The 22,175-nt window shown below is 69.6% G+C and carries 20 protein-coding genes; 12 read left to right on the top strand and 8 right to left on the bottom strand.

Annotated features, from left to right (window positions below):
- Window positions 1-25: 25 nt before the first annotated feature.
- Complete coding sequence (locus ACLIME_RS13415; RefSeq protein WP_411557230.1) at window positions 26-709, bottom strand: response regulator transcription factor; 684 nt, start codon at window positions 707-709, stop codon at window positions 26-28.
- 116 nt (window positions 710-825) lie between these two features.
- Between ACLIME_RS13415 and ACLIME_RS13410 the strand changes: the two genes are divergently transcribed.
- The 5 genes from ACLIME_RS13410 to ACLIME_RS13390 all read left to right on the top strand — a co-directional run bounded on the left by ACLIME_RS13410 (window position 826) and on the right by ACLIME_RS13390 (window position 6,222).
- The gene (locus ACLIME_RS13410; RefSeq protein WP_411557229.1) at window positions 826-1,440 is read left to right on the top strand and encodes a hypothetical protein; all 615 of its coding nucleotides are present in this window, start codon (window positions 826-828) and stop codon (window positions 1,438-1,440) included.
- On the top strand, window positions 1,437-2,480 hold the full coding sequence (locus tag ACLIME_RS13405; protein ID WP_411557228.1) for a hypothetical protein: 1,044 nt from the start codon (window positions 1,437-1,439) through the stop codon (window positions 2,478-2,480). The genes ACLIME_RS13410 and ACLIME_RS13405 overlap by 4 nt, the downstream gene beginning before the upstream one ends.
- Window positions 2,477-3,178, top strand: coding sequence for an ABC transporter ATP-binding protein (locus ACLIME_RS13400; RefSeq protein ID WP_411557227.1), 702 nt, complete (start codon window positions 2,477-2,479; stop codon window positions 3,176-3,178). Before ACLIME_RS13405 ends, ACLIME_RS13400 begins: the two co-directional genes overlap by 4 nt.
- Entirely contained in the window at window positions 3,171-4,358 is a 1,188-nt protein-coding gene (locus tag ACLIME_RS13395; RefSeq protein ID WP_411557226.1) for an ABC transporter permease, read from the top strand. The genes ACLIME_RS13400 and ACLIME_RS13395 overlap by 8 nt, the downstream gene beginning before the upstream one ends.
- A 70-nt stretch (window positions 4,359-4,428) precedes the next feature.
- Entirely contained in the window at window positions 4,429-6,222 is a 1,794-nt protein-coding gene (locus ACLIME_RS13390) for a sensor histidine kinase (protein ID WP_411557225.1), read from the top strand.
- A 42-nt stretch (window positions 6,223-6,264) separates the two neighbouring features.
- On the opposite strand, the gene ACLIME_RS13385 is transcribed toward ACLIME_RS13390, so the two are convergent.
- Together ACLIME_RS13385 and ACLIME_RS13380 are read right to left on the bottom strand one after the other, a co-directional pair.
- Window positions 6,265-6,609 (bottom strand): cupin domain-containing protein, encoded by a 345-nt coding sequence (locus ACLIME_RS13385; RefSeq protein WP_411557224.1) that lies wholly within the window; start codon window positions 6,607-6,609, stop codon window positions 6,265-6,267.
- A gap of 50 nt (window positions 6,610-6,659) precedes the next feature.
- Complete coding sequence (locus tag ACLIME_RS13380; RefSeq protein WP_411557223.1) at window positions 6,660-7,496, bottom strand: hypothetical protein; 837 nt, start codon at window positions 7,494-7,496, stop codon at window positions 6,660-6,662.
- A gap of 136 nt (window positions 7,497-7,632) precedes the next feature.
- Here ACLIME_RS13380 and ACLIME_RS13375 point away from each other — a divergent pair, with 136 nt between their 5' ends.
- On the top strand, window positions 7,633-8,361 hold the full coding sequence (locus ACLIME_RS13375) for a hypothetical protein (RefSeq protein ID WP_411557222.1): 729 nt from the start codon (window positions 7,633-7,635) through the stop codon (window positions 8,359-8,361).
- A 56-nt stretch (window positions 8,362-8,417) separates the two neighbouring features.
- On the opposite strand, the gene ACLIME_RS13370 is transcribed toward ACLIME_RS13375, so the two are convergent.
- The 3 genes from ACLIME_RS13370 to ACLIME_RS13360 all read right to left on the bottom strand — a co-directional run bounded on the left by ACLIME_RS13370 (window position 8,418) and on the right by ACLIME_RS13360 (window position 10,154).
- Window positions 8,418-8,810, bottom strand: coding sequence for a hypothetical protein (locus tag ACLIME_RS13370; protein ID WP_411557221.1), 393 nt, complete (start codon window positions 8,808-8,810; stop codon window positions 8,418-8,420).
- A 241-nt stretch (window positions 8,811-9,051) separates the two neighbouring features.
- Complete coding sequence (locus ACLIME_RS13365; RefSeq protein WP_411557220.1) at window positions 9,052-9,798, bottom strand: hypothetical protein; 747 nt, start codon at window positions 9,796-9,798, stop codon at window positions 9,052-9,054.
- Window positions 9,795-10,154, bottom strand: a complete 360-nt coding sequence (locus tag ACLIME_RS13360; protein WP_124767744.1) for a PadR family transcriptional regulator — start codon at window positions 10,152-10,154, stop codon at window positions 9,795-9,797. Before ACLIME_RS13360 ends, ACLIME_RS13365 begins: the two co-directional genes overlap by 4 nt.
- A 144-nt stretch (window positions 10,155-10,298) precedes the next feature.
- On the opposite strand from ACLIME_RS13360, the gene ACLIME_RS13355 reads away from it, so the two are divergent.
- Window positions 10,299-11,018 (top strand): hypothetical protein, encoded by a 720-nt coding sequence (locus tag ACLIME_RS13355; protein WP_411557219.1) that lies wholly within the window; start codon window positions 10,299-10,301, stop codon window positions 11,016-11,018.
- Window positions 11,019-11,068: 50 nt separating this feature from the next.
- Window positions 11,069-11,620, top strand: coding sequence for a hypothetical protein (locus ACLIME_RS13350; protein WP_411557218.1), 552 nt, complete (start codon window positions 11,069-11,071; stop codon window positions 11,618-11,620).
- Between the two features lie 502 nt (window positions 11,621-12,122).
- On the opposite strand, the gene ACLIME_RS13345 is transcribed toward ACLIME_RS13350, so the two are convergent.
- The gene (locus tag ACLIME_RS13345) at window positions 12,123-12,977 is read right to left on the bottom strand and encodes a helix-turn-helix domain-containing protein (RefSeq protein WP_411557217.1); all 855 of its coding nucleotides are present in this window, start codon (window positions 12,975-12,977) and stop codon (window positions 12,123-12,125) included.
- 161 nt (window positions 12,978-13,138) lie between these two features.
- Here ACLIME_RS13345 and ACLIME_RS13340 point away from each other — a divergent pair, with 161 nt between their 5' ends.
- From ACLIME_RS13340 to ACLIME_RS13325, 4 genes are all read left to right on the top strand, one after another.
- Window positions 13,139-14,671, top strand: coding sequence for a LuxR C-terminal-related transcriptional regulator (locus tag ACLIME_RS13340; RefSeq protein WP_192003932.1), 1,533 nt, complete (start codon window positions 13,139-13,141; stop codon window positions 14,669-14,671).
- A gap of 190 nt (window positions 14,672-14,861) precedes the next feature.
- Entirely contained in the window at window positions 14,862-17,972 is a 3,111-nt protein-coding gene (locus tag ACLIME_RS13335) for a hypothetical protein (RefSeq protein WP_411557216.1), read from the top strand.
- Between the two features lie 106 nt (window positions 17,973-18,078).
- Window positions 18,079-18,507: a hypothetical protein gene (locus tag ACLIME_RS13330; protein ID WP_411557215.1), complete on the top strand. Its 429-nt coding sequence runs from the start codon at window positions 18,079-18,081 to the stop codon at window positions 18,505-18,507.
- Between the two features lie 87 nt (window positions 18,508-18,594).
- Window positions 18,595-19,146 carry a hypothetical protein gene (locus ACLIME_RS13325; RefSeq protein ID WP_411557214.1) on the top strand — a complete coding sequence of 184 codons (552 nt, stop codon included), beginning with the start codon at window positions 18,595-18,597 and terminating at the stop codon, window positions 19,144-19,146.
- 108 nt (window positions 19,147-19,254) lie between these two features.
- Here ACLIME_RS13325 and ACLIME_RS13320 read toward each other — a convergent pair whose 3' ends face one another.
- Window positions 19,255-22,053 (bottom strand): FAD-binding and (Fe-S)-binding domain-containing protein, encoded by a 2,799-nt coding sequence (locus ACLIME_RS13320; RefSeq protein ID WP_411557213.1) that lies wholly within the window; start codon window positions 22,051-22,053, stop codon window positions 19,255-19,257.
- Window positions 22,054-22,175 lie beyond the last annotated feature (122 nt).

Here is a 22,175-nt window from a genome sequence, read left to right as displayed (position 1 = left end):
GCCTCGCGAGGCGTCCGGGCCTCGCTCAGCCCGCGTGGAGGGCGTACCCGACCCCGTAGACGGTGACGAGGCGGGTGGGCTGCTGTGGATCGGACTCGATCTTGGCCCGGAGGTTCTTCACGTGGGTGTCGATGGTGCGGCCTCCGATCCAGCGGTCGGTCCCGTGGAGACGATCGAGCAGGCGGGCACGGCTGAGGACGATGCCGGGATGCAGGGCGAACTCCTCGAGGAGGTCGAACTCGGCACGCGTGAGGTCGAGCAGCCGATCCGCGAGGGTGGCTCGATGCCGGTCCGGGTCGATCTCGAGGTCTCCGACGGTGATGACCGTCGAGGCCGGCACCGTGCGGCGGGCTCGTCGCAACAGCGCTCGGACCCGGGCGACGAGTTCGCGGGGGCTGTAGGGCTTCGCGAGGTAGTCGTCGGCACCGAGTTCGAGCCCGAGTAGCAGGTCGTTCTCGGTGGAGCGTGCGGTGAGGAGCAGGATCGGGAGGTCGAACTGCTCCTCGCGAAGCCTGCGGCAGACCGTGAGGCCGTCGGCCCCGGGGAGCATGACGTCGAGGACGAGCAGGTCGGGCGCGGAGCGACGCACCTCGGAGAGCGCTTCGGCGCCGTCGGCCAGGACGGTCACGTCGTGCCCCTCCCGTTCGAGGTAACGGCGGACGAGCTCCGACTGCAGGGCATCGTCCTCGACGATCAAGACTCTGGTCACGATCCGATCCTAGGCACGGGCTCGGCGCGCGGTCGGGCTCCGGACCGATCGCTCACAAGTCCTTCACATCCCTCGGCGAGCGTGGGTCACAGCCGCTCACGACACGAGGAGGAACCGTGACACGCATCAGCCACCGATCCCTGACCGCCGCCGCGGGTGCCCTGGCGCTCCTGGCGGCACTCACCGCTTGCGCCGCACCCTCCGCCGATCAGTCCGGAGACGGAGGCATCGCGACGTTGGAGACCGCCGCTCCGACGCCCACCGAGGTCGCCGACCCGCTCGTCGCGAAGTACGGCGAGCCCGTGCGTCTGCGTCTCGACATGTCGGATGAGGAGGAGGCCGACGCGTGGAAGCCACGGGACCGCTGTCTCGCAGACCACAGCCCGGCGACGCCGGACGCTCCGACGGGCGGTGATGGAGACGCGGTTACCGGCGGCGTCGCAGAGGATCTCGCGGGGTTCGCCGAGGCCGAGGCGCTCTGCCAGCGCGTGGCGCCCTTGCCGCCGTGGGAGCTCGACGCTCAGAACCCGGACGCCCTGCGGTTCGCGCAGCGCGTGGTGGACTGCCTGCACGAACGCGGTGTCCGCGAGGTCGAGATCACCGAGCCGGATGCGTTCGGCCGGATCAACCTCGCCTTCGGTGGCGAGGCCAACGACACCACCTCGATCTCACTGGGGATGCAGTACGTGGACGCCTGCATGGTGTCCGCATCGGAGGGGAGCGCCGAATGACCCGGTCGCGTCGCCGCACCGCGCTCGTCGGATCGCTCGTGCTCTGTGCCGTCCTCGCGGCGGGGGCCGGAGGAGCCGCCCTGCTCCTCCGGCCCGTGGCCGACGCAGCCCCGGTCGAGCAGACCGCCGCGCCGGCCACCGCGGTCGTCGAGCGGGGTGAGCTCGTGCAGACCGCTCGCCTCGACGGCACCGTCGGCTTCGGTACCGCGGTCCCCGTGACGACGAAGGCCGACGGCATCATCACCGGGTTGCCCGACGTCGGCGCGACACTCGATCGGGGATCCGTGGCACTGCGCGCGAACGAGCGACCGGTACCGGTGCTGATCGGAGCGCTTCCGCTCTATCGCGCGATCGACGGCTCGGGGATGGAGGGGGCGGACGTGAGTATGGTCGCTTCGAACCTGATGGACCTCGGACATCTCAGCCGCAGTGATCCGGAGACCTTCGAGACCGGGTGGGAGTTCACGGAGGCTGTCAGGGACTGGCAGGAATCGCTCGGCCTGGAGTGCACCGGCACGCTGGCCCCCGCCGACGTGGTCGTCTTGAGTGCGCCGAGTCGCATCGCCGCAGTGACGGCACGCCTCGGCGACGCGGCGGGCGGTCAGCCGTTCTCGGTCACGCCAACGACACGCGTCGTCGATGCGTCGATCCCGGCGCAGGACGCGGGAGTCATCGGGGTCGGCGCGAAAGCGACGATCGAACTGCCCGACGGGCGCGCCGTCGGCGGGTCCATCGTCACGGTGACCACGACCGGGGAAGGAGCCGACGCGAAGGTCCGCGCGTTCGTCGCGATCGACGATCAGGCTGCACTCGCGGGCGTCGACGCTGCCGCCGTGACCGTTCGGGTCGTCACGAGATCCGTGCCGGACGTGCTGATCGTGCCCGTCGCCGCGCTCGTGGCGCTCGCCGAAGGCGGCTACGCGCTGCAGGACGACCGCGGCCGACTCCACGGTGTCGAGATCGGCCTCATCGCAGACGACCGGGTCGAGGTCAGCGGTGCAGGGATCGACGCCGGCATGACGGTGGTGTCTGCACGATGACGACGCCGGCACTCGAGCTCGAGCACGTCAGCCGCGTCCACCCCGGCGGAGTCGCTGCACTCGACGACGTCTCGTTGCAGATCGATCCGGGAGAACTCACCGCGATCGTCGGACGATCCGGCGCAGGCAAGTCGACGTTGCTCAACGTCCTCGGCACCCTCGACCGTCCCACGGCCGGCGTGGTCCGCATCGGCGGCACCGACACCCTCGACCTCGCGGATCGCGCGCTGTCCACCTTGCGCGGGAGCTCGATCGGGTTCGTCTTCCAGGGTTTCCATCTGACCGACGGCGTGACCGCAGAACAGAACGTCGCAATGGCGCTGCTCTACAGCGGCGTTCCGAGGCGGGAGCGCCGTGACCTCGCCCGCGCGGCACTCGAGCGCGTGGGACTCGAGCACCGCATCGGGCACGCGGCACAGGACCTCTCCGGCGGTGAACGACAGCGGGTCGCCATCGCCCGGGCGATCGTGACCGACCCGCTCGTCGTCCTCGCCGACGAACCCACCGGCGCCCTCGACACGGCGAACGGCGAACGCGTGCTCAGCCTCCTCGAGCGACTGCACGACGAGGGCACCACCGTCGTCGTCATCACCCATGACGTCGAGCTCGCCGCACGACTGCCACGACGCATCGAGCTGCGGGACGGCCGCATCATCACCGACACCCGGACCGACACCAGGGCGGTGCCGCATGCGTGAGCGTCGCAGACGTCTCGACCCCCGGGATCTGCTCGCCGTCGGCACGGTCGGGCTTCGCACCCGACCGCTTCGCGCCGTGCTCTCGACCATCGGGATCGCCATCGGCATCGCGACACTGGTGACCGTCACCGCCGTGCCCGCGTCCTCCCAGGCCGCGCTCGATCAACAGCTCACGGCGCTCGGAGCGGACCTGCTGCGAGCCGACCCTCGCGCAGGCGCAGACGGAACCCCCGTGCCGCTTCCGGCCGAGGCACTCGGCATGCTGCAGCGCATCGGAACCGTGAAGGATGCCGCCACGGTCGGCAACGCCCACGCCCCCGTCCGCAGCAACGAGCTCCGCGGATACCCGGAGACCGGGCTGACCACACTCGCGGTCCGCGGTGATCTTCGCGAGGTGCTGCGAACGGACGTGACCTCCGGCCGCTGGCTCGACGGCAGCGACCTGCCGACGGCCGTGCTCGGCATCGACGCCGCTGATCGGCTCGGCCTGTCGCAGCTCCCCGATCGGCCGGTCACGATCGACGTCGACGGCGTCGCGTTCACCGTGATCGGCGTGCTCGCAGCGACGCCGCTCTCCGCCGACGTGCAGTCGGCGGTCCTCGTCGACGATGCTGCCGCGCGGCGCTGGCTGAGCTTCGACGGCGCACCGACGGTCGCCTACGTCACGGGTGTCGAGGCGTCGATCGACGCCTTGCGGCCGGTCGTCGCCGCAACCCTCTCCCCGGGGGCGAGCGGACTCGTGCAGGTGAGCCAGCCGTCGGCCGTGCTCGCCGCGAAGGCTGCTGCCCGGTCCAGCTTCGATGGACTCTTCCTCGCGCTCGCCGCAGTCGCACTCGTGATCGGAGGCATCGGCATCGCGAACACGATGTTCGTCTCCGTGCTCGAGCGTCGCCGGGAGATCGGATTGCGACGAGCGCTCGGCGCCCACCGTGGTCAGATCCAGGCGCAGTTCCTCGTGGAGGCCATCCTGCTCTGCGCGGTGGGTGGCGTATCCGGAGTCGTGCTCGGTCTCCTCGGGACCGCGGCCTGGAGCGGTCTGCAGGGCTGGCCGCTGGTCGTTCCGGTCGAGACGATCCTGTCCGGCATGAGCGCCGCGCTGGTGACGGGCGCCGTCGCCGGACTCGCACCGTCCATCCGCGCCGCCCGCCAATCACCGACCGCGGCGCTCTCCGCGACCTGAGCGGGTCCGACGGTGCGCGGGTGCGCGGATGCGGTCCGGGATGGAAAGTGATGAGAGCATGGCCGACGACATGAGCAACAGCAGAAGAGCGGGTACCGCTGGGCCCCGACGCGTGCCACGGCTGCTCGCGCGCTATCTCGCGGCTGGACTGCTGCTCGTGCTCGCCTCGGCCGGCGGTACGGTCTGGCTGGCTCAGACCTCGGAGTACCGGTACGACGAGCAGGCGTCCGGTGCCGATCTCGTCCGAGACGAGCAGGTGCTGGATGCGCTCAGGACGTGGGCCGGACGCCACGACGGCTGGAGCGAGGTCGGGTCCACGCTGCTGCTGCTCAGCCAGGAGACCGGGCGTCGCATCGCCGTGGTCGACGGTGCCGGAACGGTGATCGCCGACACGGCGCCCGAGCTGCCCCGTCCGGCGGCCTCCACCCGATTGCTCGACCCGCTCGAACCCCTCGGGGACCCGGTGACATCCGAACTGCGTCTGCCCGACGGCATCAGCGGGCCGTTCTCGCTCGACGATGCGCAACGTGACCAGCTCACCGGGCAGGCCGCCGCCGTGGTGGCGTGCCTGGGCGATGCGGTCGTCGACACCGGCGTGTGGGGGAGCGGCCGCCCCGTGGTCAACGGGTACGACGATGCACCGGACTGTGGCCGTGCCGCCTTGAACACCCCGCTGCCGAGCGAGCGGGTCGCCCTCGACGAGCTCCGTGATCGCACGAACGCCTGCCTGCTCGCCGCGAACGCGCCGCTGGTCACCGACGTCGAACTCGATCTGTCTCCGTCGAGCGCCCCTGCGCAGCTCGCGTTGCGCACCGTCCCGACCGGCGACGACCCGGCTGACGGGTGCCTGCTGCAGGCGCGCATCGACCAGGCTCGGGCGACGACGGCGCCTGCCGTGAACGTGGTGCTCACCGACCAGCGAGGTGACGCGCAGGGCCCGCTCGACGCGAGTCCTGGATCGATCGCCCGCGTGGGCGTGTTCGTCGTGGTGCTGCTCGCACTCCTGGCGGTGGCCGCGGCGCTCATCGTCGTGCCGACCCTCCGTAGTGCCCGCCGACTCGAGACCGCGGTCGATCGGTTCAGCGCGGGCGATCGTGAGGCCCGCGCGGCGTTGCCCGCTCGCGATGACCTCGCCGGCGTCGGCGCCGCGTTCGACCGCATGTCCGGTGAGATCGCTGGACACGAAGCGTCACGGCGACGGCTACTCGGCGACATCGCCCACGAACTGCGCAGCCCGCTCACGAACATCCGCGGATGGGTCGAGGCGGCTGACGACGGTCTCGGTCTCGACGATGCGGCACTCCGCCGGCTCGTGCTCGACGAGGCCGGGCGGATGGAGCGGATCACCGGGGACCTGCAGCTCCTCGCGCTCGCGGAGGCCGGCGACCTCGTGCTGGAGCGCAGGGCGTGCGACGCGGCGGTGATCGTGCGAGAGCTCGGCGAAGCGTACCGAGCGCAGGCGGCGAGCACGGACATCGCGTTGCACGTCGAGCTCTCGGGGCCGTTGCCGCTCGAGACCGATCCTGCGCGGCTGCGGCAGATCCTCGACAATCTGCTCTCGAACGCTCTGCGCCACACGCCGCCGGGCGGTCGTGTCGACCTCGAAGCGGTGACCGCTGACGACCTGGTGCGGATCGTGGTCGTCGACACCGGCGAGGGCATCGCCCCGGCAGACCTGCCGCGGGTCTTCGACCGGCTCTGGCGCGGCGAGCCGTCTCGGGTCCGCGCCGGGCAGAGCACCGGCCTCGGTCTCTCGATCGCCCGCGGCCTCGCTGAGGCGTTGGGCGGTACGCTCGTCGCGCAGAGCGCCCTCGGCGAGGGCAGCCGCTTCGAGCTGTCGCTGCCTGCGCGCGTGCCGGAGTGAGGGAATCCGCTTCGCGTCAGAGCCTCTGGTTGCAGGTCGGTCTCAGTTCGGTGCGTCGCGCATCGTCAGTTCCGGCTCGACGCCGGCCGGCATCGGGAACCAGGCGAGGAAGGTGACGCCCTCGTCGGTCGCGTCGAAGACGATCGTCTCGTTCGCCGGCTCGGTGAAGGTGTCGCCGGCGCGCAGGACGGTCTGAGGCCCGGTCCCCACTTGGAAGTTCACGGAGCCGGTTTCGATGGTGCCGAAGACCGGGCCGTTGTGCCAGTGCGCCCCGACGTGGAAGTCGGGGGCGATCGTGATGCGTCGCACTTGGACGGAGGCGAAGCTCGGAGCCCCATCGAGCGTCACCGTGCTCAGGGTCGTTCGTTCGATCGGGGATTCACTCATGGGTCGATGATGCCAGTGACTGGTGACCAACAGCCCGGTCCGATCAGCGATCAGGACGGATGGCCGATCGTGACGCTCTCCCGCTCCTCGCGGGTGAGCTTCACGCGGGCGAGTCGGATCCGCTGGCCGGCTTTCACTGGTCGTGGCAGGGCGACGGTGAGCAACCCGTCGTCCTGCGAGCCGATGAGGCAGCCGTCGGTCTGCGGGAACACCATCGGTGCTGGGATGGCGCGCAACACGCCGATCTCCTGTCTGAGCACCGCCAGGCGGTGGATGCTGAGGGAGCGTGCCACCGTGCTCGCCCGGACCGAACGCAGCGCGCCAGCGAACACCCACACCGGCATGCGTGGTCCTGAGACGAGCATGAACGGGTTGCGGAGGTCCCGCTCGACGGTGTCGCGGCTGCCGCCGACCAGCCGATGATCGTAGGCGATCAGGGTCGGGGCCTCGCCGCCCCACTGGACAAGGCCCGTCGGGGCCTGGAGGGCGAGCCAGCCGCCCCGGCGGTAGATCCGGAACTCCCCCAGCGCTCGCATCGGGACCGACACCAGCGAGAAGCAGAACAAGAGGGCGCTCACGATCAGCCAGCCCGCGACCGCCGGCCTCGAGATCCACTCGCCGAACGCGTCGATGCTCGGCTCGGGCGCGGCGGTGAGCGCTTCGACCAGCCCGAAGGCCTGGGGGATCAGGAACGGGATGCCGATGGCCAGCCCGGGTACGAGATACTCACCCTCGGTCTTCAGTCGGCGTCGGAACCCGCTGAGGGTGCTGAGCTCCTGCTCGACCTTCCAGCGCAACTCATCCAGTCGACGGGCGTCGACGGTCGCTTCCCAGTCCGGGCCGATCCAGCCGCGCACCGGCCCACTGTCGTTCCGAGGAATGCTCACACAGCCCAGGGTAGAGGCACCGCCGCATCGCTCGACGAGTGGCGGGGAGACGTGTTCCGGCTCAGGGACCGGTTGCGCCATCCACTTGAGGAAGCTATCTTCCTATAAACACGTTCCATGAACATTGGGGGAGATGATGATTCACAAGAAGATCCTGGTACTGCTCACGTCCGGACTGGTGGTCGCCGGCGGACTCGGCGGTGTGGCGGCGCAGGCCGTGGCGAGCTCCGCGAAGGCGCCGGCGGAGGCGACCGCGACGCCGACCGCGAGCGCGACGCCGACCGAGACGCCGGCCGCGACCACGCCGCCCACCGAGTCCACGCACATCAACGAGTTCTACCTGCAGGGCCTCTGGCAGCGATTCTTCGAGGTTGGTAAAGCCGCGATGGCGTCCTGCATGACCGAAGCGGGGTTCGGGTTCGACGACACCAGCTTCGACGGGATGCCGCCAGGTCTGAGCGAGGCCGACCAGGACGCCTGGCAGGCGGCCGCGGTCCCCTGTCGTGAGGAGCGTGACGCGGCGACCGCTGCTGCCGAGGCGGCCTACGTGCCGACCGAGGAGGAGCGTGCCACGGCACTGGCGTTCGCGACGCAGTATCAGGGCTGGATCGATGCGATGCGCTTGTGTATGGCTGACCGCGGCCACGAATTCGTGGGCGCCGTCGACATGACGCTCCAGGCCTACCCGTACCCCGAAGGTCAGCAGGCGACCGGGATGCCCGACGGCCTGTCTCCGGAGGAGAGCCACCAGTGGAAGTTGGATGCGACCGGCTACGACTCCAGCTACCCCGAGTCGGAGCAGAGCACCTGGGACGCGTCCTGCGGATTCGTCGCCGACGCCGCCTACGGTGGGCCGGGTCACTGATCGGTCTGTCGACGATCACCTCCGGGCTGGATGCCGGTCCGAATCGTCGTCCACGGTCACCGGGCGCGTGTTCCGGCGCGGCGGGCCGGGCGAACGGAGCCCCCGGCGAGGACGAGCAGCGAGCTGGCTGGGATGGCGAGTACCGCCATCCCAGCGGCGGAGAGGGAGCGCCGATTGGCGCAGACGTCGTAGGGCGGCTCCGAGGTGTCTGTCGAGACGATCCCGCGAGCGACCATCCGGTCGCCTCCCGTGCCGAGCTCGCGGGGCCAGCCGGCGACGACCACGGATGAGCACACGGCGGTGTATCCGGGATGATCATCGCCGTCGACCCGCTCGTGGACGGTCGGCGGGAGGAACGCGAGCACGCCCATCGCCACGACGGACGCCGCCCCGACCGCGAGCAGCACCCACCACGAGACCGATCGTCGAAGGCTTCCGGTGTCGTCCATGCCCGTATTGTGACGCATCAGGCACTCGCCCGTCACCTCGGCGTGAGCAACGTCACCGCCGAGGGCTCACCGCGGTCGCCACGACCGTCGACTCACGCGCGGCGAGGAGGTCCGCGTCGACGCCATCGAACACCCCGCCTTCGTCGGTCACCGGTTCAAAGCGTCGCTGCTCCCGGTGCAGCAGGCGATTATGGCGTTCGCCATCGGGATGTCCTGAGCTGCAGCGCCACCACTTCCGTGGTCAGCTCTCCGCACCCGCCTCGGTCGCCGGCATCGACGTGGTGGGCGGCCACCACCAGATCGCGGCAGCGACGAGGCCGAGGAGGGAACTGATCCCGACACCGGCGGCGAGGAGCCCGAGGCTTCCGGCGGTCGCCGTCAGGTGGTCGGCCCAGAAGGCGATCTGCACACCGGTGGCGCTGATCAGGCTGAGTGATTCGACGGCGACGTACCCGAGCAGGAGCGTGGGCGGCGCGAGCGCGACCGCACCGACGATGCGAGTGCGGCGTCGGGCTGTCAGTGCGGTCCCGACCAATGACAGGACGGCGAGCACACCGACGAGCATCGCCATCAGCGGCGGGACCCGGAGGTCGTCGATGATGATGGCGCGGATGATCCGCGCGTAGGTGTACCCGCCGAGGACGGTCAGGCTGACGCCGAGCGCGAGCATCCAGGACGTGATGCGCTGAGCGGTCCGCACGGTCTTGCCGTGGCGTGGGTCGGCCAGTGCGCTGCGACCGAGCTGGTGGACGCGCCAGGTCACGTCGTGGATGCTCCCGGTGACGAGTCGCCGGACGATGTCCCGGCGAAGGCGCCCGGCCGACCATCCGGCCTCGTCCGCCCAGAGCGCGTGCTCATGCAGGTCTGAGGCGAGCTCATCGCGCCGCGCGGCGGCGACCTCCTCGGGGAGGTCGCGGGTGTACTGGGCGCACCAAGCGAGGACCCAGTGCGCCGTGGTGTTGAACGTCCTCGTGTGGAGCAGGCTCATGCGATCCCCTGGTCGGCGACGCGAGCCGCGACGCGGTGCTCGTCGACGAGTCGTGCGTGCTCGCGGTTCCGTGCGGCGGCACCGACCGCCGTGATGCGGTACATCCGTCTTCGGGGTCGACCCTCGGCGGCCGCGATCTCGTGGTCCTCCCAGTCCTCCTCGATCAGGCCGGCTTCGGACATCCGCGAGAGCGCCTTGTACAGGGTGCCGTGCGCGGCGAGTTTCCCCTCGGGGCCGGCCAGGCGTTTCGCGAGCGCGAATCCGTAGAAGGACCCCTCCGACGCCTGCAGCACTGTGCCCACGTCGAGGATGTCGAGCTCGAGGGGGAACAGGGTGCCGGGGCGACGCTTGACCATGCGGACAGTATACGGAAGCTATCGGCCCATAAATCCACGTCGTGCCCGCGGCGGGCAACAGTTGTCCTATATCACGGGGAATTTGCAGCCCGCCTGTTTGCAGGCTATCTTCCTATAAACGTGTTGTTCGAAGTTGGAGAGATGATGGCTCGCAAGAAGTTCTTGATCCTGGTCGCGGCCGGGCTGGTGGCCGCCGGCGGGTTCGGTGGCGTGGCGGCGCAGGCGCTCAGCATGAGGCCCGCGACGGACTCCTCGGATGCTCCGGAGACCTCGGCGAGTTCCCCGGAGACGCCGACGCCGACGTCGCCACCGACCGATGCCGCTCACATCGACGAGTTCTTCCTGCAGGACAAGTGGCAGGAGTTCCGCCAGGTGGGCCTCCTGACGATGGAGTCGTGCATGGTGGAGGCCGGGTTCCCGTTCGACGGAATCACCTTCGACGGGATGCCGTCGGGGCTGAGCGAGGTCGACCAGGAGGCATGGTACGCCGCGGCGGAACCGTGCTGGGTCCAGCGGGACGCGGCGTCCGCGGCGGCCGAGGCAGCGTACGTCCCGACCGCGGAGGAACGAGCTACCGCGCTGGCGTTCGCGGCGCAGTACCAGCGCCACATCGACGCGATGCGCTCCTGCATGGCCGACCGCGGCCACGAGTTCGTCGGTGAAGTCGACATGACCCTGCAGACCGCGCCCTTCGCTGACACCGAGCGGCCGGCCGGTATGCCCGACGGTCTGTCGCCGGAAGAGACCCACCAGTGGATCATCGACGCATACGCGTACGACTCCAGCTACCCGGAGTCGGAGCAGGGGACCTGGGAGCGCGCCTGCGTCACCGCCGCCGACGCTGCTGCAGGGTTCGAACACTGATGGGGACGCCAGGAGCTGCACGTCTGGTCCCGCGGAGCCGAGCGCGAACCATGACAGCGCTCCTAGTGGCCGCCCTCGGTGTCGGCGTGTTCGCTGGCACCGGGGCGGCGGCGGTCGTCCAGACCGCGCACGCGGCCGAACAGCGCACCGTCGGCACGTTCGAATTCGTCCCGCTCGAGGACCGTGGCGTCGATGTCTCCGCGTACCTGAACCCGGATCCCACGATCACGACTGCGGACGGCCGCCGGCGCAACACCTTCGGAACGCCGGTCTACGACGCGGACACCGACCCGAAGCTCGTGACCTACCCGAGCACGCTCACGCCCCAGCAACGTGCGGTGCAGGAACTGCTCGTCACCCGGAACTTCATCGCGGCGCAATGCATGGCGGAACTCGGCCTGGACTTCACCTTCTCCCTCCCGTGGGAGCGGACGGAGGATCAACGCCGCAGCAACTCCATCGATCTCCCCGCAGTCGGCACGCCGGAGTGGAAGGCGTACGTCGGCACGCGGCTCGCGGGCGAAAGCTACAACTGGGAGGACGCCGGCTGTGGCGGGTACGCGGAGCATGTCCTCGCATCAACCGGCGACGGCACCGAATGAGCGTCCCTTGAGGCGCGCTATGCGGCCGAAGCCGCTCCTCTCCCATGACTGCCGTCTCGGGAGACACGCCATGCGCGAACGATCCGCCTGGGACCAGCTCCTCGACGAGCCGGCGCGATGTCGCTGCAGATGCCACGGTGCGTAGCCAGTCGGGATCGGGATCACCAGCGCGTTGGCTGGAATCGCCCGGATCGCTTCACCGTGAAAGAACGGTCGAACGAGGCTCGCTCGGGCCGGTTCACCGTTCGGGCGTCTGAGGGGGAGTCTGAGCATGGTGCCGAGTGGCTACTGGGACATGCCGCCACGTGCGAGGCGGGGCGGTCACCATCATGAGTACGCCGACGCAGGCCGACACCGCCGCGAGAACCAACAGTGCACTGATCATCCTGTTCGAGCATGTGTCAGCCGGACTGCTTTCGACTGCTCGCCTCCTACCTGAGGAGACTGCACCTCCCTCGATCCATGACGCGTCTCGGCCACATCCGCACCCAGGCGGCATGCTTCAGCGTTCGAAGGTCTCCGGGCTGGGAGCCGATCGTCGGAGAGCGCGCTGGAGTTGTCTGGCGGAGGAGAAGCCGGCGGCGGCGGCGAGGTCTGTGGCGTTCATCCGGCCGTCCGTGATGCGGTCGAACTCGGAGACGCGGCGACGTTCGATCTCGCGGCGCGGGGTGGTGCCGAGGTGTCTGAACGTCTCGTGAAGCGTCCGGACGCTGACCGACAGGTCGGTCGCGAGGCGTGCGACGGTGAAGGCGGGGTCTCGGAAGTGCGTCTCGATCGAGCGTTGGGCTGCCATGAAGAGACCGTCACGGTGCCGCGAGTCCGAGCCGATGGCGGCACCGCCCGCCTCCTCGAGGGCGGCGGAGACGAGATGCTCCATCGCGATACCGAGATGACGTCGTGCATGTGCGCTGCCCGGTGCGGGGGCATCGAGCGTGGAATGCGTCATCGCGGCGAGGGCGCGGAGTGGCGCGTTCTCGACCCTGAGGGGTTCGTGGAACGCGAACCGCGATCGGCCGGCGTGAAGCAGCGTCGGCTCGAAGTACCAGACGAACCGGGCGGTTCCTTCGGTGGTGCGCGCCGTGACCGGGGCCTCGCCGTCGAACAGGACCATCGACCCCGGATCAGCGCGCACCGTCGTGCCGTCGACGGTGAAGTCGAAGCCGCCTTCGACGGTGTAGACGAGGTAGGTGAGCTTCGGGGCGGGGGCCAGCCGGTAGCCGGCGGAGTTGGACCAGGCCCGCCCGAGTCCGAACTTCGGGTGTGCCATCGTCTCGGCGACGAGGCCGGGGTCGACGGTTCCGCGAGGCTGCCACCCGAAGTCATCGCACCGTTCCGCCGCTTGCGCGCCCATGGTCATGCTGGGGGCACCTCCGTCCGAATCCGCTGTCCGCGTCGTTGAAACCGGTCGACCAAATGTACCGGCCATTTTCTGCGCGATCGTGGACAGAATCCGCGAAATCTGCAGCTGAGCGACCGCGACGGGGGACCGCGCTTCGTTTTCTGGATAGGGTCTCCCGCGTGGATGACTGGCAGCGCAGGCTCCCCGACCTCCTTGATACCGTCGATGCGGCACGCGTCGCGAATCAGTGGGACGCGATCGGGGCACTGTTCGACGACTACTTCTTCGCACTGTCGCTGTCCGCGCCGGAGGCCGTCGAACGCGTGTGGGCCGAGGCACCCGCAGCATGGCTCGAGGCTCACCCTCGCTACCTGATGGCCGCCGCGATCAGCGCCGCCGAGCGCAAACCGTTCCCGGTGATCGACCTCCCCGCGATACGAGCCTTCGCTGCGTGGGTCGAGGAGCAGGAGCCCCCGGCGACTCGGGATGTACTGGGGGTGAAGATCGCGGAGACCCGGAGGCATCTCGCCTCCGGGCGATTCGGCCTTGCATCCGCCGTCGCCGACGAGATCCAGGACATCATCCGGCATGCCGACGATCACGACGGGTTCGACGATGTGCTCCCGAGCGTCTTCATCCGACTCGGCCTGGTTCGACTCCTCGCCGGCCACGCCAACCAGGCGATCAGCTCGTTCTCCGAGGCGTGGCGGTGGAGCTCGATCGCCTCCCCGCACCCGTTCGCGCCGTTCGCGGCAGCGTACTGCTCACTCGCCCATGCGCTTGCCGGCGACTACGTGCACGCTCGCACCTGGCGCGAACGGAGCGCGGAGATGCACGCCGGTGGTCCCGGAACCATGGCGTTCCGGCTGGCATCGGCTGCGAAGCTCGCGGACGCCCTCATCGCGATCGGAGCCGTTGACCGCAGCGAGGCGCGACGTGCCGTCGGCGAACTCGAAGTCGGCGTGGAAGGCGGCGAGTTGTGGTGGGTCGGCGTCCATGCTCGCAGTCGTGTCGCCCTGTATTGGGGCGATCGTCCGTCCGCCATCCGGGAGATCGAGGCGGAGCTGCACGCCTTCCCGTCGCTGACGAGCCCCACCTCGCTCGCCGGGGTGATCTTGCGCGCGGATCTCGCCGACCTCCACCAGGCTGAAGGGCACTTCGACCGGGCCGGGCTGATCCTCGGTCCGCTCAACACCGGCGCTCCCCACCCGGCTGCCGTGAGCACGCTCGCTCGGCAGCTCATTCTCGTCGACGACTCCGGCGGCGCCCTCAACCTGCTCGACACGGCCATGAGTCCTCCGCTTCGAACGACGCAGGCCCCGGCGCGATGGGAAGTCCTGCGAGCGAACCTCGCGCACCTGATGTCGGCGGCAGACGAGCGCACCGCGATCACCCGAGCGACGCGGCGCCTGGAACTGACCGGAGCACATGATGCCGCCATCGATGCCGACCCCGATATCAGATCATCCGTGCTCGGGCACCTGGAGCTCCCGGATCTGCCGTTCGCGCCGTTCGTTCGCGAACCGGTCAACCTGACCCCGCGCGAGCGGCAGATCCTCGAGCTGCTCGCCGACCACACCTCCGTGAAGGAACTCGCGGGCGTGCTCTTCATCTCCCACAACACCGCCAAGAGCCACCTCGGACGCCTCTACCGCAAGCTCAACGTCGAGAACCGGGACCAGGCACTTCGGGCAGCGCGGAGGCTCGGTTAACCCTCGCGGTTCGGTCCGTCACCCCGGGGTGCATTTCGGGGTGGATTCCGGAAGATTCCGGTCTCCGTGCGCATACCTGGCAGTTCACTGGGTACCGACACGTGACGGATTGCATCGACCTGCCGGCTCACGTGGCGATCTTCGTTCGCGTCCAGAGGGGGCGCGGCTGTGGCCAAGGGGAGGCATCTGCATGTCCGTACGAACACCGCAACACCACCGGGGGAGGTGGCGCGCGTGGAGCGGTGAACGTTCCGCGGGACGCACCCTGCTCGGCACGATCGGCGTGACGGCGCTCGCCGCGCTGTCGATCCTCGGCGCAGGCTCCGCAGCCCAGGCCGCACCGGGCACCCCGGGAACCCCGCAGGGGAGCACCGTCGTCTTCGCTGAAGATTTCGAGAACGGTCCGGGAACAGCACCTCAGGGCCTCGCCGCATACACCGGAGTCGGCGGGCAGCAGTACACCGCAGACCCCGCATGGCTGACGGCATGCAACGGATCCATCGTCAATTTCAACATTCCATTCACGGCGCTCGGGAACTGCACCTCTGAGAACAACTCGGCACAGCTGCGCCAGCTCGCCTATGCCCTCGGCGTACACGGCGGTGCTGCGACCCCCGCGGCCAACGACGTTGTCGCCGCGTACACCGAGAACAATCCCGGTACCAACGCAACCGAGTTCCAAACGGTAGGCAACATTCCACTCGCGAGCTCCAGCGGCCGGTTCCTCACCTTCAGTGTTGACACCGCAGCCGTCAACTGTCAGGTCTCGGCCCCCCAGTATCAGTTCGCGTTCCTGAACGAGGCTGGTACCGCGACGAATGTTGGCGGTCTGCTCAACGCCTGCACGTCCACTGCTACGGCCGCGGTGCCTGCAGTTGGACCCCTGGGCGCCCGGTCGGTCAACGTCGGAACCTACACTTCCGACGGGTCCGTGCTGTTCGACGGCGCGTCCCTCGGCATCCGGATGCAGAACGCGAACGGTTCCGGCGGCGGAAACGATGCCGCGTTCGACAACATCCGGATCCTCGACGTGACGCCGCAGCTGGACAAGTCGTTCAGTCCGGCATCCGTCGTCGCCGGAGAGACGTCCACGTTGACGCTCACGATCACCAACACAGACGAGTTGGCCGCCAAGAACGGCTGGTCCTTCACCGATGCACTTCCGGCCGGCCTGACCATCGCCGACGGCGCTGCGTCGACGACGTGCCCGTCCGGCGTCGTCACCGCTCCTGTCGGTGGCACCTCGATCGACGTCACCGGCAGCCTGACGGCCGGTCTGGCGTCCTGCACGGTCACCGTCAACGTCACCTCGCCCGAGGCCGGCACGTTCACGAACGGTCCGGACAACATCACCAGCGTCGGCCTGAACCCGCCGGCGGACACCACGGTGGAGTTCGTCGACCAGGCTCCCGCGATCTCGGTCGTGAAGTCGGCGTCGCTCGGCTCCGGTGAGACGTTCACCGCCGGCCAGGAAGTCACGTACTCGTTCCTCGTCACCAACACCGGTAACGTGGCGCTCACGGATGTCGAGGTCGACGATGTCGACTTCTCCGGCTCCGGTGAGCTCTCTGAGATCACCTGCCCGGCAGGCGCGGCCTCGCTCGCGAAGCAGGCGTCGATCACCTGCACGGCCACCTACACGGTGACCCAGGCGGACGTCGATGCGGGTTCGGTCACGAACTCCGCGACCGCGACCGGAACCCCGCCGCGCGGGACCCCTCCGGTGTCGCCGCCCTCCGAGGTCACGATCCCCGCTGATGACCCGGCCCCGGCCATCACGGTCGTGAAGTCCGCGAACCCGGCGACGGTCGCGAACGCGGGCGAGACGGTCACGTACTCGTTCCTCGTCACCAACACCGGCAACGTCACGCTGTCCGACGTCTCCGTGATCGAGGGTGAGTTCTCGGGAACCGGCGAACTGTCCGACGTGGTCTGCCCGCCGGCCGCCGGCTCGCTGGCCCCGCAGGCGACCGTCACCTGTGAGGCCACGTACACGGTGACCCAGGCCGACGCGGATGCGGGTTCGATCACGAACTCGGCGACCGCGACGGGCACCCCGCCGAACGGCGGCACCCCGCCGGTGTCCCCGCCGTCCGACACGACCGTCGAGATCCCGCCGGCACCCGCCATCACGGTGGAGAAGTCAGCGAACCCGGCGACCGCCGGCGCGGTCGGCCAGGTCATCACGTACTCGTTCCTCGTGACCAACACCGGCAACGTCACGTTGTCGAACGTCACGGTCGACGAGGGTGAGTTCTCCGGAACCGGCGAGCTCTCCGATGTGGTCTGCCCGCCGACAGCCGGGTCGCTCGCACCTGCGGCGTCGGTCACCTGCACCGCCAGCTACACGCTGACGCAGGCGGACGTCAACGCCGGTGAGGTCACGAACTCCGCGACCGCTACCGGCACGCCGCCCGGGGCCGGCACCCCGCCGCAGTCCCCGCCGTCCGAGGTCACCGTAGAGATCCCGCCGGCACCCTCCATCACGGTCGTGAAGACCGCCGATGAGGCTGCACAGGGTGACTACGTGGTCGGCCAGGTCATCACGTACTCGTTCCTCGTGACCAACACGGGCAACGTCTCGCTGTCGGACATCACCGTCGACGAGGGTGAGTTCACCGGTGCCGGCGAGCTGTCAGAGGTCGTCTGCCCCGCCGTGCCGGCTGTGCTGGACTCGGGCGCGCAGATCACCTGCACCGCCACATACACGGTGCTGCAGGCCGACGTCGACGCCGGCACGATCACGAACTCGGCGACCGCGACCGGCACCCCGCCGAATGGTGGAACCCCGCCGGTGTCGCCGCCGTCCGAGGTGACGGTCCCGTCACCGCCGGTCCCCGGCCTCTCGGTCATCAAGACCGCGAACGTCGAGAAGGCCACCACGGTCGGGCAGGTCATCACCTACTCGTTCCAGGTGACCAACACCGGCAACGTGACCCTGACGAACGTCAAGGTCACCGAGGGCACCTTCACCGGTACCGGCACCCTGTCGGCGATCACCTGCCCGAGCGACGCCACGTCGCTCGCGCCGGGGCTGCAGATCATCTGCACCGCCACCTACCAGGTGACGCAGGCCGACTTGAACGCCGGGTCGATCAGCAACACCGCGTTCGGCACCGGTGTCACGCCGGGCGGCGACCCGTTCACCTCCGACCCGTCCACGGTCAAGGTCGTGACCCCCGGCCCCGCACTCGCATCCACCGGTGCGAACGTGCTGCCGCTGGGCCTCGGTGCAGCCGTTCTGCTGCTCCTCGGTGGGGCGCTCGTCATCCGACGACGCATGGTCAGCACTGACCAGTAACACCGCGGCATGACCTCGCGGGTGGGTGGGATCACATCGATCCCACCCACCCGCGAGCCGTTCACCCTGAGCGTTCTGCGCTCGACGACCTCATCGGAGCTCGGCAATGCCCTCTCTGTCAACGCTCGACGAGCTGCCCGTCGAGTTCACCGTCCTCCTGCAGACCGCGATCGACGCCGAGCAAGCGGCCAGTGGGCACCAACGGCGATCCGCCTTCCGGACGACCCGGTATGTGATCGGCGCCCTGATCGCGGCTGGAACCGCCCCTGCGGTCATCGCGGCGCTCACCGGAACCGTCGAAGGTTCGGTCAGATCCCGTGCCACGCCGGGTGGGATCATCGCGCCCGAACATTTCGCGCTGCTCGCACGGATTCCGTCGACGGAGATCCGACACTGGGCGGACACCGGCCTGCTTCCGGCGTTGTCCACCGATGCCGGCGGCACGATCGGGTACCCGGCGGAGGACCTCGTCCGGGCGCTTCATGAGACCAGGACGGCGACGCCCGACCGGACGGTGATCCCGTCAGCCTCCTGACCGCACCGCTCATTCGAGCACCACGACGATTCGTGTCCTCCCGCGGCGGCCCCTCAGAGGACGCCCCTATCCGAAAGAACGTCCGCCTTGCGTGTACCCGACACGACCACCCGAACCCATCTCCGCTTCTGGCGTACCAGCGCACGACTCGCCGACGCCATCCTTGAGCTCACCTCGAGCAAGCCGTCGACCGAGGTGTCGGTCCGCGAGGTCGTCCTCAGCGCGGAGATCAATCGGACGACCTTCTACCACCACGCCCCCAGCCCCACGACACTGCTCTGCGCAGCCTTGGCGAACGCCTTCGAGCGCACGATGGACACCGCGCTGATGACTCAGGATCAGCCACCGTTCGAGCAGCTGCTCGAGGCGACGATCCAACACGTCAACGAGTACCAACGGATCTACCGCACGGCCCTCCCCGACCCCGCTGCCGCAGGCGCGCTCTTCCATACCCTCGCGTCGCACCTCGCCGTCCGAGCCTGCTCCGCTGACCCCGGCATGGCGGCCGACCGTGCGTCGGCCATCGCCGGTGCCTCCGCGGAAGTGATCCGGTACAAGCTGGCCGCCTCCCGACGACGCCTCGACCGAGACGACATCATGGCGGTGCTCGCGTCAGCCCGGGAGCCGCTCCTCCGATGACGGCCAGGTGGCGCGATCGGCCACATAGTGACACTGCATTCGCGTCAGCGACGCCAACAGGCGGGATCGTGACACGCCGGTCCAACGGCAGACGACCCAATGCGGGGATCAGCGGGGGGCCGACGCGGCGTCCAGCAGTTCGAGCACGTGGCGGTAGTCCTCGCCCGTGGCGCGGGTCATCCCGAGCTCGCAGGTGCGGTTGCAGGACGCGTGCGCGTCGGCACCCAGGGCGGCGACCTCGGTGGCCTCGGCCTTCGTCGCGGACGCCGTCAGCTCGGGGTGCAGCATGCCGCGGTCGCCCGCGAAGGCGCAGCAGCCCCAGTCGTCCGGGACGTGCACGCGCTCGGCCACGGCTTCGCCGATCAGCACGAGATCCGGGTCGAGGCCCATCTGCCGTGAGGAACAGGTCGGGTGCAGGACGAGCTGCTCGATCTGCGCTGAGACGTCGACCCGAGGCAGGATCTCCCGGGCGGCGAAGGCCACCGCGTCCTCGACGACCACGCCGCTCTCGCTGAGGAGCTTCGCGAAGCCCTCGGTGCAGCTCGACGCGTCGCTGACGACCACGAGGCCGCTGTCGGCCACGGCCGCTCGGATGCGTTCGACCGTGCGTTGCTCGTTCACCGCAGCACCGGACGCGAACCCCTTCGACGACCACGGGGTGCCGCAACAGATCGACTCGACGCCGTCGGGGACCATCATGCTCAGGCCCGCCCGCTCGAGCAGTCGGGTGAAAGCACCCATGACGCCGTCCCCACCGTCCGCCGCGCCGAACATGCTGTTCACGCACGCCGGGACGTAGATGCCGACGGTCGGACCGTCACCGGCACCCACCGTCCGGCCGAGGGCCTTCCGCGACCGTCCGCCGCCCGGCAGATCGCCCGAGTACCTCGGCACGGTGTCCGCGCCGAGCACGGCACGCGCGACGTCCGTCACCGCACCGACCACCGGGGCCGGCAGGAGCTTCGCGCCGGAGAGCGCGACCGAACCGATCCTCGTGACCGGCCCCCAACCGGTGGCAGCAGCCTTCCAGCCCGCGGCGGCGACCGGAGCCGCCTCGGTGCGCCGGATGCGCTTGACCAGCGCGCCCGTGTTGATCTGGACCGGGCACGCCGTCTGACACATCCCGTCGACGGCACAGGTCTGCACGCCGGCGTAGTCGTAGTCGTCCGCGAGCTCCTCCGCGAGGGCGATGTCCCCGCGAGCGCGAGCGGACTCCTCGGCACGGCGGACGACGATGCGCTGCCGCGGCGTCAGCGTCAGGTCGCGACTCGGGCAGACGGGTTCGCAGTACCCGCACTCGACGCAGCGGTCGACCTCCTCCTCGACGGTCGGCTGGAGCTTGATCCCCTGGAGGTGCGCCTGGGGATCCTCGTCGATCAGCACGCCGGGGTTCATCACCCCGGCCGGGTCGACCAACCGCTTCAGCTCGAGCATCACCCCGTACAGTTCATCGCCGTACTGCCGGCGGACGTACGGTGCCATGGCGCGACCCGTGCCGTGCTCGGCCTTCAGGTTGCCGCCCGCCGCGAGGACGAGGTCGACCATCTGTTCGGTGAAGCCGTTGAACCGGCCGAGTGCGGCGTCGCCCTCGAACCGGTCGGTCAGCATGAAGTGGATGTTGCCGTCCTTCGCGTGACCGAAGATGACGGAGTCGCGATAGGCGTGCTGCACGAACAGCTCCTGCAGGCTCGCGCAGGTGTCTGCCAGGGCGGCGGTCGGCACGACGATGTCTTCGAGGAGGGCCGTGGTGCCGGAGGGCCGCGCTCCCGCGACCGAGGCGTAGAGGCCCTTCCGGAGAGCCCAGGCGCGCGACCGCTGGGACGCATCGCTCGAGAACAGCACCGGCGCGTGCACGTCCAGACCGTTCAGGAGCACACCGCCCGCCGTCGCGCGGTCACTGAGTTCGACGGCTTCCTCGGAGCGGTACTCGACGAGGAGTGCCGCGTGACCGTCCGGCGTGAACCCCTGGATCTCCGCCGGGCTGCCGGGAAGTCGCTGCCCGACCGTCAGGGACGTGGCGTCCATGAGCTCGAGCGTGGCGGCTCCGGACGCGACCAGCTCGGGCAGCGCGCGCGTCGCCGCGTCGAGGGAGGGGAACACGGCCAGCGCCGTCGACACCAGCGGGAGGACGGGGACGGTGCGGAAGGTCGCCTCGGCGACGAATGCCAGCGTGCCCTCCGAGCCGATGATGAGGTGCTGCAGGACGTCCACGGGCGACTCGAAGTCGAGGAACGCGTTGATCCCGTACCCCATGGTGTTCTTCAGGGAGAACTGGCGCTCGATGGACGCGACCGACGCCGGGTCCGATCGCACGCGGCGCTGCAGGCGCTCGATGCCCTCGGCGAGTTCCGGTTCCGCTTCGTGGAGCTGTCGGTCAGCCGTCGGGTCGGCCGTGTCGATCGTGGTGCCGGACGGGAGGACGAACACCATCGATTCCAGCGTCCGGTAGGTGTTCTCGTCGATCCCGCAGGCCATGCCGCTGGAGTTGTTCGCGATGACGCCGCCGATCGTGCACGCCACCTCGCTCGCCGGGTCCGGGCCGAGGCGGTAGCCGAGTCGCGTGAGTCGCGCGTTGACCTGCGCCACCGTCGCCCCCGGCTGCACCCGGACGCGCTTGCCGTCGTCGAGCACCTCGATGGACTTGAACCGCTGCCTGGTGTCGACGATGATGCCGGAACCGGACGCCTGACCGGACAGGCTGGTGCCGCCCGACCGGAACGTGACGGGCGCGGCGGACCGCGTCGCCGCCCGGAGGATCGATGCGACCTCGGCGGCGCTCTCCGCGATGACGACCGCCTCGGGCGTCAGCAGGTAGTGCGATGCATCCCCGGCGTACGCGGCCAGGTCGATTGCCCGGGTGCGGATCCGGGAGGGGTCACCCACGGCTTCGCCGATGGCTTCGGTCATGAGGGATGGGACGGTGGTCGGGTGTGCCACGAGGCTTCCTTCTCGAATGCGGGCGTCAGCGGGGTGCAGGGGAGCGGGGTGCTGGGTTGCGGCTGCGGTGGCCGGACGCCTCAGAGGATGGG

The sequence above is a fragment of the Plantibacter sp. MPB07 genome (genome assembly GCF_046619465.1).
Lineage (GTDB): Bacteria > Actinomycetota > Actinomycetes > Actinomycetales > Microbacteriaceae > Plantibacter > Plantibacter auratus.
Note: the sequence above shows the minus strand (reverse complement) of the source record. Positions and strands in the feature narration are given on the sequence as shown.